Annotated in this window: 11 protein-coding genes, 1 tRNA gene and 1 pseudogene; 8 read left to right on the top strand and 5 right to left on the bottom strand. The window is 63.8% G+C overall.

Annotation, left to right across the window (positions count from 1 at the left end):
* Positions 1-276: 276 nt before the first annotated feature.
* The 5 genes from GPL20_RS04870 (at position 277) to GPL20_RS04850 (ending at position 5,025) form a co-directional block, all read left to right on the top strand.
* Complete coding sequence (locus GPL20_RS04870) at positions 277-1,083, top strand: lytic murein transglycosylase (RefSeq protein WP_157328171.1); 807 nt, start codon at positions 277-279, stop codon at positions 1,081-1,083.
* Positions 1,084-1,205: 122 nt separating this feature from the next.
* The gene (locus tag GPL20_RS04865; protein ID WP_157328169.1) at positions 1,206-1,580 is read left to right on the top strand and encodes a response regulator; all 375 of its coding nucleotides are present in this window, start codon (positions 1,206-1,208) and stop codon (positions 1,578-1,580) included.
* A 56-nt stretch (positions 1,581-1,636) separates the two neighbouring features.
* A complete protein-coding gene (locus GPL20_RS04860; protein WP_157328167.1) occupies positions 1,637-2,248 on the top strand; it encodes a LysE family translocator in 612 nt (203 codons plus the stop codon).
* Positions 2,249-3,049: 801 nt separating this feature from the next.
* Entirely contained in the window at positions 3,050-4,261 is a 1,212-nt protein-coding gene (locus GPL20_RS04855; protein ID WP_167532898.1) for a GGDEF domain-containing protein, read from the top strand.
* Between the two features lie 137 nt (positions 4,262-4,398).
* Entirely contained in the window at positions 4,399-5,025 is a 627-nt protein-coding gene (locus GPL20_RS04850) for a peptidoglycan recognition protein family protein (RefSeq protein WP_157328260.1), read from the top strand.
* Between the two features lie 252 nt (positions 5,026-5,277).
* Here GPL20_RS04850 and GPL20_RS04845 read toward each other — a convergent pair.
* From GPL20_RS04845 to GPL20_RS04835, 3 genes and pseudogenes are all read right to left on the bottom strand, one after another.
* Positions 5,278-5,409 (bottom strand): annotated as a pseudogene (locus GPL20_RS04845) (helix-turn-helix domain-containing protein); the annotation flags it as partial.
* Between the two features lie 215 nt (positions 5,410-5,624).
* A complete protein-coding gene (gene rpoH / locus GPL20_RS04840; protein ID WP_157328162.1) occupies positions 5,625-6,524 on the bottom strand; it encodes an RNA polymerase sigma factor RpoH in 900 nt (299 codons plus the stop codon).
* Positions 6,525-6,741: 217 nt separating this feature from the next.
* On the bottom strand, positions 6,742-7,749 hold the full coding sequence (locus GPL20_RS04835) for an RluA family pseudouridine synthase (RefSeq protein WP_157328160.1): 1,008 nt from the start codon (positions 7,747-7,749) through the stop codon (positions 6,742-6,744).
* Between GPL20_RS04835 and GPL20_RS04830 the strand changes: the two genes are divergently transcribed.
* Positions 7,748-8,092 (top strand): hypothetical protein, encoded by a 345-nt coding sequence (locus GPL20_RS04830; RefSeq protein WP_157328158.1) that lies wholly within the window; start codon positions 7,748-7,750, stop codon positions 8,090-8,092. The two genes, GPL20_RS04835 and GPL20_RS04830, sit on opposite strands and share 2 nt — an antisense overlap.
* 56 nt (positions 8,093-8,148) lie before the next feature.
* Positions 8,149-8,223 (top strand) — tRNA-Glu (locus GPL20_RS04825).
* A gap of 85 nt (positions 8,224-8,308) precedes the next feature.
* On the opposite strand, the gene GPL20_RS04820 is transcribed toward GPL20_RS04825, so the two are convergent.
* Together GPL20_RS04820 and GPL20_RS04815 are read right to left on the bottom strand one after the other, a co-directional pair.
* Positions 8,309-9,304 (bottom strand): hypothetical protein, encoded by a 996-nt coding sequence (locus GPL20_RS04820; RefSeq protein ID WP_157328156.1) that lies wholly within the window; start codon positions 9,302-9,304, stop codon positions 8,309-8,311.
* An 11-nt stretch (positions 9,305-9,315) separates the two neighbouring features.
* On the bottom strand, positions 9,316-12,156 hold the full coding sequence (locus GPL20_RS04815; RefSeq protein ID WP_157328154.1) for a penicillin-binding protein 1A: 2,841 nt from the start codon (positions 12,154-12,156) through the stop codon (positions 9,316-9,318).
* Positions 12,157-12,354: 198 nt separating this feature from the next.
* Between GPL20_RS04815 and GPL20_RS04810 the strand changes: the two genes are divergently transcribed.
* The gene (locus GPL20_RS04810; protein ID WP_157328152.1) at positions 12,355-12,921 is read left to right on the top strand and encodes a hypothetical protein; all 567 of its coding nucleotides are present in this window, start codon (positions 12,355-12,357) and stop codon (positions 12,919-12,921) included.
* The last annotated feature ends 118 nt before the right edge of the window (positions 12,922-13,039 follow it).

Here is a 13,039-nt window from a genome sequence, read left to right as displayed (position 1 = left end):
ATGTGGGGCTGTCGTTGAGCATTGCTGGTTGCCTTTTGCTGGCTCACCGCACCGACTGACAGCGTTACGCAAGCATCGATATTATAGCGCCAACTCTTTCCTCCGTCATTCCGGGGCGTGCGTTAGCGCGAACTATGATGCGCAATTGCGCATCATAGCTCGCCCTTCGGGCGCCGCGGAATGACGAGTGGGGGTTGCCGCTTTGACGCGAATCCGGTTCCCGGGCATGATCGGCCGCCGCTTTTTTCGCGCTCATTCTTCAGAGGATTTTCCCGCATGTTGAGACACGCTTTGGCCACCGCCTTCATTGTCTGTCTGGCCAGCGGCTCGGCACACGCCGCGCGCTGCGGTGGCGACTTCAACAGCTTCATCGCCGGCATGGCCGCGGAGGCGCAAGGAGCCGGCGTCTCGGCAGGCGTGACCAGCGCGGCCCTCAGCGGCATCAGCCAGGACGGCGCCGTGCTCGCCTTCGACCGGCGCCAGCGCTACACCTTCAACAAGAGCTTCGAGCAGTATGTCTCGACCCGCGTCGGACCCGGCCGCATCAATGGCGGCCGTGCGCTGCTCCAGCGCCATGCCGCGCTGCTCTCGCGCATCGAGCAGCAGTTCGGCGTGCCCCGCTACATCCTGGTCGCGATCTGGGGGCTGGAGAGCGATTTCGGCAAGGGCGACATCGGCAAGCTGCCGGTGATCCGCACGCTGGCAACCCTCGCGCATGATTGCCGCCGCACCGATCTGTTCCAGGGCGAGCTGCTCGCCGCCCTCAAGATCGTGCAGCGCGGAGACCTGCCGCTGCGCGACCTCATCGGCGCCTATGCCGGCGAGATCGGCCAGACCCAGTTCCTGCCGTCGTCCTACATCAAATACGGCGTTGACTTCGACGGCGACGGCCATGTCGACCTCCGCCACAGCATCCCCGACGTGCTGGCCTCGACCGCGAACCTCTTGCACACCAGCGGCTTCAAGATGGGCCAGCCCTATGGCGAAGGCACCGCCAATTTCGAGGCCATGCGCGAGTGGAACAGGGCGGTGGTCTATCGCAAGACCATCGGGTATTTCGCCGATCGCTTGATGGGGCAGTGAGGGGCGGCGCGTCAAACCCCCGAAGCGGGAACCATGATTTACATTTTTTTGAAATGAAGCCGAACCGGTAGCCGCGTTCGGCTCTTAACATACGTTACGCAAGCAAGCATTGGGAGCCGCTGATGGGCCAGGCAGAGCCATTTCGCGCGACTGCGCTGATCGTTGAAGACGACGCCCTCCAGCGGGAGATGCTGAGTCTTCTGCTGGAAGAGAGCGGCTACCGGGTCATCCAGTGCGAGAGCGCCGAGGCGGCCGAACGCGTCCTCGACAACAACGCCAGTGCCATCTGCCTGATGCTGACCGACGTCCAGCTGGCCGGCGACATGAACGGGGTCGAGCTCGCGCATGTCGCCAAGGATCGCAATCCCAAGCTCGACGTCGTCGTCACCTCCGGCCGACCCTTGAAGCAGCCCTTGCCCGACGGCGCAAAATTCTGGGCAAAGCCCTGGGCGCCGCTCGACGTGCTGCGCGAGGCCGAGCTCGCACAGCTGTCCTGACGGGGGTGTCCCGGCAGCCGCTTTTGCACAGCGAGGTGCGGTGATAAGGTCTGCCCATGACCTTGTCCTTCCTGCTCACCTCGCTCATCGTCGTCGCCTCGCCCGGCACCGGCGTGCTCTATACGCTGGCTGCAGCGCTCACGCGCGGCTCCCGCGCCAGCATCGCTGCCGCCTTCGGCTGCACGCTCGGAATCGTGCCGCACATGATCGCGGCGATGCTCGGCCTTGCCGCGGTGCTGCACACCAGCGCGCTCGCCTTCGCCGCGCTGAAATGGTGCGGCGTCGCCTATCTGCTCTACATGTCCTGGCAGGCGCTGCGTGAGACCGGGGCGCTGGCGGTCGACGGCGAGATCAAGGAACGATCGGCCCGCCGCGTCATCGTGACCGGCTTCCTGATCAATATCCTCAATCCCAAACTGTCGATCTTCTTCCTCGCCTTCCTGCCGCAGTTCGTCGCGGTGGACGAGGCCCATGTGCTGGCGCGGATGCTGGAATTGAGCGGTGCCTTCATGGCGATGACGTTCGTGGTGTTCGTCCTCTACGGCCTCTGCGCGGCCTCGGTGCGCGAGCGCGTCATCTCCCGTCCCCGCATCATGGCCTGGTTGCGCCGCAGCTTTGCCGCCGGCTTCGCCGCGCTAGGCGCCAAGCTGGCGTTCGCGGAGAGATAGGCTTTCCTCTAGCTCGCGTCACTTGCGGCAGGGGATTCGCATCTGAGACCGGTTGCTGCGGCCGTCCTTCGAGACGCCCGCCTTAGGCGGGCTCCTCAGGATGAGGACGGAATGCGTAGCAGCAGTTTCAACGGGCACAGTGCTGCTTAGCCTCATCCTGAGGAGACCGCGGAGCGGGCGTCTCGAAGGACGAGGCGTGCGTTCAGGCGCGCGAGAGAGCGGAGCAAGCCAATAAAAAAGCGGGCCTGCGCCCGCTACCTACAAACTCTCATTCCTACCCGACGCCCGGGCGGAGCGAGGCTCCACCCGGGCAAAGAACAAGCCGCGTTACTTCTTCTTCGCCTTCTTGGCCTTTTTCGCCTTCTTCTTCGTCGCCTTCTTCGCTTTCTTAGCCATAGTATCCTCTCAAGGGTTAATGGTGGAACGCGACACGAGGGATGCTCGGCGGAGGGCCAGCCTCGCAACATCCTCGATGACAAACTCAGCAGATTCGGAGGCGCCTGCCCCGCGCTGTCATATCTCCGTCATCGCGTTATCCACAGCTCAGATGCATTCTCGGGTGATTTTTGCCCGCGAATCCGCTTCCGCCGCGTCGGCCACCATCGTCGCCGACATGCCTAACGATCCGACAACGGTCGCGCGCCGTTCATGAATCCAAAACCAAAGGCGCGCTTTCGCGGAACGCAGTGAGACTCCGTTAAGCGCAACCCGCGCATTGTCCTCCGCAAGAAAACGGGGATGGGCCATGGACAGACGGCTGCCAGGGACGGGGGGCGCCACGCTGCGCGTGCCGCATGCGCCATGCTGAACGTGCCGACACTCTGGACGATCTTCGTCGTCAACTTCCTGGCGCTGGGCGTGATCTGGGGTTACGTGACGCGCTCCTATCCGAAATTCGCGGCCGCGCGGTTCTGGATGGCGTCGTCGTTCGTCGGTGCTACCGGGGCGATGACGGCGCTGATCCGCCTGCTCGTCGCCTCTCCCCTGCCGCTCCTGCTTGGCGCTGCCGGTGTCATCGCGGCGAGCTGCCTCGCCGCCATGGGCATCCAGCGCTTCTATGACCGGCCGGTCTCGTGGCGCCTCATGACCGCAACCGGCGGCCTGAGCCTCGCCGGCGTCGTGTTCTTCATGGTCGGCTTCGAGCACATGCAGCTGCGCATGCTCTGCTACACGTTCGGTCAAGCCCTGCCGCTGGTGCTGGCACTGCGCCTGCTCCTGTCGCCGCCGGAAGGCCGCGTCAGCCCGGGTGCGCGGCTGTCCGGCATCGTCATTCTCGCCATCATCGCGATCCTTGTGGTTCGCACGCTCGGCAATCTGCTCGGCTACGATTTCTCGGCGCGCGCCGGCGGTCAGGCCCATGCCGTCATGGTGCTGGGCCTCCTGTTTCTGTCGATGACGCTCAATTTCGGCTTCCTGCTGATGGCGATGGACCGCTTGCGCAACGAGGTCGCCGACCTCGCGCTGCTCGACGATCTCACCGGCGTCGCCAACCGGCGGCATCTGTTGCAGCGCCTGGCCGAGGAATGCGCCCGTTCGGAGCGCAGCGATGCGCCATTCTCGCTGCTGCTGATCGATATCGACGGCTTCAAGACCATCAACGACACCCATGGGCACGCCGCCGGCGATGCCTGCCTGCGGCACTTCACGCTGATGGCGCAGACACGCTTAAGGCCGGGCGACATGCTCGCCCGCACCGGCGGCGACGAGTTCTGCATCGTGCTGCCGTTGTCGTCGCTGCGCGAGGCCGCCGCGATCGCGCGCCGCGTGCTCGATGTCTGCCGCCAGGATGCCGCGGCCTGCACGGCCAAGGACATCCCGATCGCGATCTCGATCGGCGTCGCGGAATGGGATCGCGACGTCGGCCTGCACCCGGATCGCCTGATCGCCAACGCCGACCACGCCCTCTATGCCGCCAAGAAGAACGGCAAGAACGACTATGCCGTCTACGACGCGGCGCCGCCGCTCGCGCCTGGCGCGTCCGGGCTGGCCGAGGCGAGGCGGAAATTCGCCTGAGGCCGTCTAGAACGCTTTCGAGCGAAGTGGATACCGCTTCGCGTGAAGAAAACGCGTCAAAACAAGAAACGAGAGCTTCGGTTCTGATTCAATCAGAACCGATAATGCTCTAGGCTCGGGTCCGCGATTGGATCTGCCTGATGATGTCTCGCCTCTTCGCTGCCGCCCTGGCCGCGCTCGCCTTGATCGTCCCCGCCGCCGCAACGGATGCCGAGCTCGCCAGGATCGCGCGCGCCTCCGGCACGCCCGACATTCCCGGCCTGAAGATGGTCTGGCTCGCGCCGTGGGGCGATGTCCGGAGCGCAAGACCCTGGCGCAACGTCATCGTGCACCAGACCGAGGGGCCGGCAGGCTCGGCCCGCGGCGGCGCGCAGGCGCAGGCGAAGAACCCGACCCGTCGCGGGGTGACGGTCTGGGTCGAGACCGACGGCACGGTCTATTGGGCGGTGGCGGAAAACCTGGTGCCGACCCATGGCGACGGCGCCAACCGCAACGACAACAAATACATCGACAACAGGCCGACCTATCGCCAGGTGGTGCGCGACAATTCGATCGGCGTCGAGTTCGCCGGCAATTATCCCGATGTCGCGGCGGGCCCGACCGAGGCGCAGGTTGCCGCGTGGAAGATCCTCGTCAAGGTGCTGCGCGCGCGCTACGACATTCCGCTCGACCATGGCTATGCGCACAACTGGATCGACTACAAGGACGCGCGCTATTGCGAAGGCTGCTGGCTCGCGACGCTGGCGCGGGTTTGGGGAGAGTAGAAGGTGCGCTCCCTCGCCCCGCTTGCGGGGGGGAGGGGGAGTCTCCGCGGGGGTGGCGAGAGTTGGACTCGCGGAGAGTCCCCCTCACCCGGATCGCATCTGCGATGCGATCCGGCCTCTCCCCGCAAGCGGGGCAGGGCAATCGCATATGGGAGCGATTTCGCCTGTGGCCATCCTTCGAGACGCCCGCCGTTGGCGGGCCCTCAGGATGAGGATTGAGTGCGCGGCTGTAGTTTCAACGAGCACCGATGCCAGCCACTTGTAGCCCACATCTGGGCTGATGCCGAACCGCCGGCACAACTCGCGCCGGTTCGCTCCCTCCTGCAAGGCAAGCCGCACGAACTCGCATCGCTGATCCATCACCGACACCTCGTTCCGGGGCATGGACGGCCTCCCGAATCGGCCAATCCAGCCCATTGTGATGTGTCGGCTATGTCTCCGAACACCTGTCACTGATCTGTCCGGTCCAAACATCAAGCCGGGGCATGACACCGAGTGTGGGGCTGCATTTCGCGACCACCAAAACAAAAAAGCCGGCGTCACCGCCGGCTTTTCGTCTCTGTCGATCCGCCAATCTCGTGGCGCCAGGAAAGCTGCGCTTAGTGCGCAGCTTCCAGCGCGGCCTGTTCCTGCCTTGCGATCGTGCCCTTCACCGCGGACTGCACCTTCTCGAAGGCGCGGACCTCGATCTGGCGGACGCGCTCGCGCGACACGCCGAATTCGGCAGCAAGGTCTTCCAGCGTCATCGGCTCATCGGCGAGGCGGCGGGCCTCGAAGATGCGGCGTTCGCGCGGGTTGAGCACGCCCATGGCGCCGTTCAGGGCGTCACGGCGATGATCATACTCCTCGTGCTCCGCCATCATGGCTTCCTGGTTGGGCGTGTTGTCGACCAGCCAGTCCTGCCATTCGCCGGCTTCGCCGTCGTCGCGGATCGGTGCGTTGAGCGACGCGTCACCGCCGAGGCGGCGGTTCATGTCGATCACGTCCTGGTCCGTCACGCCGAGGCGCTTGGCAATGGTCGCGACCTGATCGGGGCGGAGATCGCCTTCGTCCAGCGCGTTGATCTTGCTCTTCGCCTTGCGCAGGTTGAAGAACAGCTTCTTCTGGTTCGCGGTGGTGCCCATCTTCACGAGCGACCAGGAACGCAGGATGTACTCTTGAATCGACGCCTTGATCCACCACATCGCATAAGTGGCGAGACGGAACCCCTTCTCGGGTTCGAATCGCTTCACCGCCTGCATCAGGCCGACGTTGCCTTCCGAGACGACCTCGGAGATCGGCAGGCCGTAGCCGCGATAGCCCATGGCGATCTTGGCCACGAGGCGGAGATGGCTGGTGACGAGTTGGTGCGCCGCGTCGCGATCGTCATGCTCGCGCCAACGCTTGGCGAGCATGTATTCCTGCTGGGGTTCCAGCATTGGGAACTTGCGGATCTCGGCGAGGTAGCGTGAAAGGCCGGATTCTCCATTGAGGACCGGCAAAGCAGCGGTACGGGCCATAGTGCGCCCTCCAAAGGTTCAGGCCCCCGATAGCGGCGGGCCAGGCAGACGACCGCTGTGTCAAAGCCGGCCGGGCTGCGATGTTCCGCGCTGGTCATTTCCAACGCAGGGGCAATATACCCCATCGGGGGGCAAAAAGGGAAGGATTGCTGACGTCACGTCCCCGTGTGGCTGCTATAACTTTTTGTAATGTAACGCTTTTCTTAAGCGGTCTGCGTCATAGCGCCGCTTTCAGCGCGTTTTCAAGGAGAAGCAAATCCTCCGGCAGAGGCGCCTCCCAGTGCAGAAGTTCTCCTGTCCTCGGGTGCTCCAATACCAGCAAATAGGCGTGCAGGGCCTGCCGCCCCAGCGCCACCAACGCTGCCTGCGACTCGGGGCCGAGCTGGTTGGCTTTGGTCTTGAAATGCGGGCCATAGACCGCATCGCCCAGCAGCGGATGGCCGATATGGGCGAGGTGGACGCGGATCTGGTGGGTGCGTCCGGTCTCGAGCTCGCAGGCCAGCAGCGCGGCGACGCCCTTGCCGTCGCGTCCGTTGAAGCTCTCGATGATGTCCCAGTGCGTCACCGCCTCGCGGCCGCCCTGGCGCACCGCCATCTTCTCCCGCGCATGCGGATGGCGGTCGATCGGCGCGTCCACCGTGCCGCGATGGCGGTTCGGCACGCCCCAGGCAAAGGCCATGTAGCCGCGCCGCATCTCGCCGGTGCGGCCGTGGTCGGCGAATTGCGCTGACAGCGAGGCATGGGCGAGGTCGTTCTTGGCGACCACCATCAGCCCGGTGGTGTCCTTGTCCAGCCGGTGCACGATGCCGGGCCGGCGCACCCCGCCGATGCCCGACAGCGAAGCGCCGCAATGGGCGATCAGCGCATTCACCAGCGTGCCGGTCTCATGGCCGGCCGCAGGGTGCACGACCAGGCCCTTCGGCTTGTTGATGACGATAATGTCGTCGTCCTCGAACACGATATCGAGGGCGATATCCTCGCCCTTGGGCTCCGCGGGGGCCGCCTCCGGCACGTCGATTGTGATCGTATCGCCGCGACTGACGTGATAAGCGGGGTCGCGGACGGCGTTGGCCTTCAGGCTCACCGCGCCCGCCAGGATCAGGGCTTTCAGCCTCGATCGCGACAGGTCGGTCAGGTGCGCCGCCAGCACGCGGTCGAGCCGGGCCGAGCCCTCGTCGCCGCCGACCACGACCTCCAACCTTTGCGCTGAGCCAAAACTGTCCATGACGACGTCTGATACCGCTGTTCCCGAACCGACCCCCGAGCAGGCCGCGCTGTTCGCGCGGGTGCGGCGGATGATGCTGATCGCGGGGTTGACCACGGCGCTGGCGATCTGCGCCGTCCTGATCGCGGTGGGCTACCGCCTTTTCAAGTCCGAGGGAAGGGCGGTCGAGGCGGCCAGCGACGTCACCGCCACCCTGCCGAAGGGTGCCAAAATCGTCGCGACCGGGGTTGCCGGCGATCGCCTCGTGGTCACGCTGGACATCGGCGGGGTCACGGAGATCCGCACCTTCGACGCCCACACCCTGAAGCCGGCCGGAAAGCTGAAATTTGCCAATGAGCCGTAAAATGGCGGTTCGGTCCTTGCAGCGAACAAATTTCGAGGCTATTGGCTAGCCCTCACGCTCCCTTCGTCTAGCGGTTAGGACGCGGCCCTCTCAAGGCTGAAACAGGGGTTCGATTCCCCTAGGGAGCGCCAAATCCCCGATATTCCACGACGCGAATCGTCATCTGGAGCGCAGAGAGCGCTTTCCGGCGTCCGTTCGTCGCCGCACACGATCTGATCATTCCCGCTCCATCATGTCAGCGATCGCCTTGACGCGGCTTCTGGCGTATTTCGGCAGGCCGGCGCTCAGCGAATCGCCGCTGTTGAAGGAGCTCTTGCCCATCAGCAGTTGCGCGGGCACGAGATTCCGCAGCATGGGTGTATTGCTATATTCCCTTTGCTTGTTCAGCACGTCGTTCCTGACCGCAACAAGGATGTAGACCGTCGCGATAGCGGCTTCCGGCTCGGTCGGATGTTGTTGCAGCACCGCGAGCAGCTTGCCGAACTGGATGACCTGGTTGACCCAAAAGATGTTCTGCTCGAGCGCGCCGGTGACTGTGGAGTCGATCCCTGTCAGCATCGGCAACTCGGCAAGGTGCGGTTGCGTGACCGGCATGATCTCACTCTGGAACTCGATGAAATCCGGAATCGGCTTTTTGCTCTCCTCGCGCAGCTTGTTGGCAAGCTGAATGCCCTGCGGAATTTTCCCTTCGAACATGTAACGGGACTGCGCGCAGATTACCTTCGCGTCCTCGCACCAGCGGCGATCCGGCGGACGGTTGTGCGCGGCGCCCGCGTCCTTGTTGGGAACAGCATCGGCCGCTGTGATCGGCCGGTGCTTGACTGCGGGATCGATCCGCTCGAGGAGCGCGATATTCGCGTACCGCGACAGATCCAATGCCGCTGCCGGTCTTGGAAGTCGAAACCGCGCTTCCGCCTGATAGACCGAGAGCTTCAGCTTCGTTTGTTGGTTGAGCGTGGGCTCAATGAGCGAGAGGAAGCGCCGCTGAACCGGACGCGAGCGGGCCCAATCGTCGAAAGGAATGAGCCCGGTCGAGGGGTCTGCGAGCTTGTCGTTGCGTTGGTCGGCGAAGATGACGGTGCCCGGCTTGATCTGTGCGATCGGAACGCTGGCGGCTGCGGGCACGTCCTCCAGCTGGAATTCCTGTGCGGCCGCGCCCGTGCAAGTGGCCACCCAGGCGGCGATGAGGGCAGCGGCACGGAGAAGTCTCATGGCGTCAATGCTCAGTTCAGCCGCCGCCAGAAATAATCGGGATCGACTCGGCGCGGCGGTTGCGGGAGGCGATCCTCGTCGTCGGGATATCCGCGCCAGGAGGGATATTCGCGCGGACCAAGACGCCAACTCGGGAATGGAAAGGGCGGCCGGCTATCGCCGTAAGAGTCGTTGTCGTCGGACCACTGCTGGAATGGCCCGGCGTAGCTTTCTGCACGCGAGACGATCCGAAATTGCGTGTTATCGATCCTGCCCGACGGATCCCTCTTGAGATACTCGGTGAAAGCGCGCCCGGAGCCGGCCGGTGCAGGATTGCCGGTATAAGGATCGATCGACAGAGCAGCAAGCTGACGCATGGCTTCGCGCGAAGGGCCGTTCAGCGCCGTCCTCGGAGCGTGCAGCTCCCAGGCTGCCTGCATGATCGGCTCGAACATCGGCAGCGCCACTTTCGCTCCGGTCTGGCCGCGCCCAAGGGTGCGGCGCCCGCCGTCGCCGTTGTCGTAGCCGACCCAGATGGCGACCGTGACATCATTTGTGAAACCGACGAACCAGGCATCGGCCCAATTGTCAGTGGTGCCGGTCTTGCCGCCGACATAGGGCGAGAGATGCTTCACCGCGTGCGCGGTTCCGCGCGCGAGCACGCCCTGCAGCAGTGATTTCAACTGGTAAAACGATGCTCGGTCGGCGGAGCCGATCCAGTCCACCGCGCGGGGATCGTGCCGGTAGATTGCGCGGCCGTCCTGTTCGATCGTCTCGATCGCATGGGGCTGGGGCCGTGCGCCTTCGTTGGCGATCGCTGCATAAAACGCTGCAAGGTCGATTAGGCGCACAGTTTGGGCGCCGAGCACGAACGGGTAGTAGCGCATGCATTCCTTGTAGAGCTGCGCTTCCATCGCGAGCTCGCAGACCCGGTCGAGGCCTTGCTCGGCGCTGTCGTCGAGACCGGTCGCGAACAATTGTGCGGTGGCGAGATTCCGCGAGTTCTCCAGCGCTCGCCGCAGCGTAATGGCGCCCGAAGCGCCGCCGTCGTAGTTTCTCGGCGACCAGAAACCGCGCTGTCCCGCGGAGCCCGTCGCGCCGATCGGTGCCAGCGTAATGGGTTCGTCCATCACCAGCGTGTTGGGCTGCAATCCCTTCTGAAGGGCAGCGAGATAGGTCAGCGGCTTCAAGGTGGAGCCGGGTTGCCGCAGGCTCTGGACGACGCGGTTGAGCTGGCTTGCCGGATACGAAAAGCCGCCCGCCATCGCGAGAATGCGGCCGGTTTCGTTCCCGAGTACGAGCGCGGCTCCCTGCACGGTCGGTCGAATGCGCAGCTCGGCGCGCGCCGCTTGCTTACGCCTGGCTTCGCCCACCTGAACATAGACCACGTCGTACGGCTTGAGACCGTGTCGGATCGCGGCGTTCCAGGTGTTCAGCGGCAGGATGCTTCCGTCAGTCAGACCGACGTTGATCGCATCGCCGCGCTTGCCACGCGCATTCTCCAGCACGACCGCCGATTCCCAGTGAACGTCATAGAGAGGGAGCCGCGTCGCCTTCAGCGCCACGAGCCACGCCGGTTCCGTGGTCCTCGGGTCTGCCGCAATCACACGGACAGCATCGGAAATGTTCGCCTCGGGTCCCTCAAATTTGTAACGACCGCTGTTCAGCTCGTATCGCGCGAGGCCCTCCTGCAATGTTGCCTCGACTGCGCGCTGCAAGGCCGAGTTGACGGTCGAGCGCACCGTGTAGGAGGAATTGATGAGACTATCGAGGCCTGCGACCATCTTTGCCTCGCGGGCGATGTGATCGACGAAGTGAAAGCCGAAGTCCCTGCGCGTCGGCCGGTACTCGACGAGCTGCGGCAATACTGGTTGCGCCGCCGCGGCGGCGTCGATCATGGCGTCTTTCTGCATGCGGCCCAGCACGTACGCAAGGCGCTCGTGCGCGCGCTCAGGATGGTGGTCGGGATTGAAGTAGTTCGGTCCCTTGGCTAGGCCGGCGAGCAGCGCGCCCTCGACTGCGGAGAGCGCCTTGGCTGGTTTGCCGAAATAGCTGCGCGCAGCCATCTCGATGCCCCAAGCCCCACGACCGAGATAAATTGAATTGAGATAGAGCTCGAGGATTTCCGCCTTGGTCAGGGCGCGCTCCATCCGCGAGGCAACGATCATCTCGCGCAGTTTTCTTTCGTAGGTGATGTCGTTGCCCACCAGCAGGTTCTTGGCGACCTGCTGCGTAATGGTTGAGCCGCCCTGCGGCCGTCCCGGGTGCGTGAAGTTGCCGATGAAGGCGCGGACCAGTCCGCGCTCGTCAATGCCGGTGTGTTGGAAGAATCGCTTGTCCTCGGCGGCGATGAATGCATTGCGTACCGCTTCGGGGATATCGGCAAGCTTGACCCAGATGCGGCGATTGTTCGGCACGTAAATCTCGGCAAGGCGCTCGCTCTTGTTGTCGAGGACTATGCTGGTGCCGGGAAGCCTGAGGTGCTTAAGCTGCACGGCGTCGGGCAGATCCTTGACCGCGCTGTTGTAGAAAGTGATGACCTGACCAAGATCGACCGGAGATTCTTCGATTTCTTCGACCTTGCAGAACTGCCTGTAAGCCACGTGGAGGTCGGCGAGCTTTAGTCCTTTGAACGCCTTGATCTCGCTGCTCAATGCCTCCTTGTCATCCATGGCGGTGGTAATCAGATCATCCAGGTTGATGTCCTCGATATCGAAAGCGTTGCGCATGTGGGCGCAGCCGGCACTCAAAAGCTCCGCCACCTCGGCGCGGTCACGCACCGCATCGAACTCCGTCTTGACCCCATCCGGCCGGGTAGCGACCTGGCTGAAGGCAAGCGCTGTGGCGAAGATCTTGATGAGAATCGAGTCCATGACCTGCCGTCGGCCAAAAACCGCCCCGTAAGGTCCCTTCTTGTAGAAACAGTATTAGACAAGGCCGTTTCGAGGAAAAAGTTCCTGAGGCGCTCCCTGTCGCTTCCCCGGCCTTCAGCAACGACTCCGACCTGGCCCCGGGACGGAACCAATGCTGCGATCAGCGCGTTTTGGAAATACCGCATTGGCAGCGCACTCATGAATGCCCGTCTTCCAGTCATGCTTGCCGCGGCGCTCCTCAGCGCCGCCATCGCCACGATGCCTGCGGATGCTGCCCCTCGAAAAAAGAACACCCGAGCACTCGCCGCGCTGCCCCCAGCTAGCGCTCCCACGGACAGATTCTTGGCCTGCGACGTCCGCGTGCGAGACTATCTTCGCGAAGGCGGAGCGGTGATCCGGGTGACCAAGATCGAAGTGGATGATGCCAGACTACAGTTGAACATTCATCATGAGTACGGAGAGGCGGGAAAGTCGTCTCGAAAATACCTCCGCGGAGACACTGAAGAAGAAATGCGCAAAAATCTGCGCGGAATATTGGATGAGTTCGCTGCGGCTGCGAAGGCCGCAGCGGCCGGTCACGCTTGGTATGTGATCGCTGCTCGCAAGGTCATGCCGGAGCTCCGTGAGGGTTCGGGCGACGCCACGAGTCCGTGGACGGCAATCGTCCTCGCGGATTTCGAGGGAAAATGCAGACCCATCACGTTCTATCAGACGGTCGACCGGAACAAGCTCGAGCCTGAACTGAGCAAGAAATTGGATGAGTGAAGTTTTGCGCTTGAAGTGACTTGCGGTCGTGGGGATGGCACCTGCACGATACCGCCCCCTTTCTCTGAGCAATCGCAACCGTGCAGTCGAGCCAGCTCGCTCTTATGTAACCATCGAC

Source organism: Bradyrhizobium cajani (assembly GCF_009759665.1).
Lineage (GTDB): Bacteria > Pseudomonadota > Alphaproteobacteria > Rhizobiales > Xanthobacteraceae > Bradyrhizobium > Bradyrhizobium cajani.
This window is presented reverse-complemented; position numbering and strand designations above follow the sequence as displayed.

Bases quoted from the DNA above. Each gene is read 5' to 3' on its own strand.
- GPL20_RS04870 (WP_157328171.1), top strand. From the start codon at position 277: ATGTTGAGACACGCTTTGGCCACCGCCTTCATTGTCTGTCTGGCCAGC.
- GPL20_RS04855 (WP_167532898.1), top strand. From the start codon at position 3,050: ATGCTGAACGTGCCGACACTCTGGACGATCTTCGTCGTCAACTTCCTG.
- rpoH (WP_157328162.1), bottom strand. From the start codon at position 6,524: ATGGCCCGTACCGCTGCTTTGCCGGTCCTCAATGGAGAATCCGGCCTT.
- GPL20_RS04815 (WP_157328154.1), bottom strand. From the start codon at position 12,156: ATGGACTCGATTCTCATCAAGATCTTCGCCACAGCGCTTGCCTTCAGC.
- GPL20_RS04810 (WP_157328152.1), top strand. From the start codon at position 12,355: ATGAATGCCCGTCTTCCAGTCATGCTTGCCGCGGCGCTCCTCAGCGCC.
- GPL20_RS04830 (WP_157328158.1), top strand. From the start codon at position 7,748: ATGACGACGTCTGATACCGCTGTTCCCGAACCGACCCCCGAGCAGGCC.
- GPL20_RS04860 (WP_157328167.1), top strand. From the start codon at position 1,637: ATGACCTTGTCCTTCCTGCTCACCTCGCTCATCGTCGTCGCCTCGCCC.
- GPL20_RS04865 (WP_157328169.1), top strand. From the start codon at position 1,206: ATGGGCCAGGCAGAGCCATTTCGCGCGACTGCGCTGATCGTTGAAGAC.
- GPL20_RS04820 (WP_157328156.1), bottom strand. From the start codon at position 9,304: ATGAGACTTCTCCGTGCCGCTGCCCTCATCGCCGCCTGGGTGGCCACT.
- GPL20_RS04835 (WP_157328160.1), bottom strand. From the start codon at position 7,749: ATGGACAGTTTTGGCTCAGCGCAAAGGTTGGAGGTCGTGGTCGGCGGC.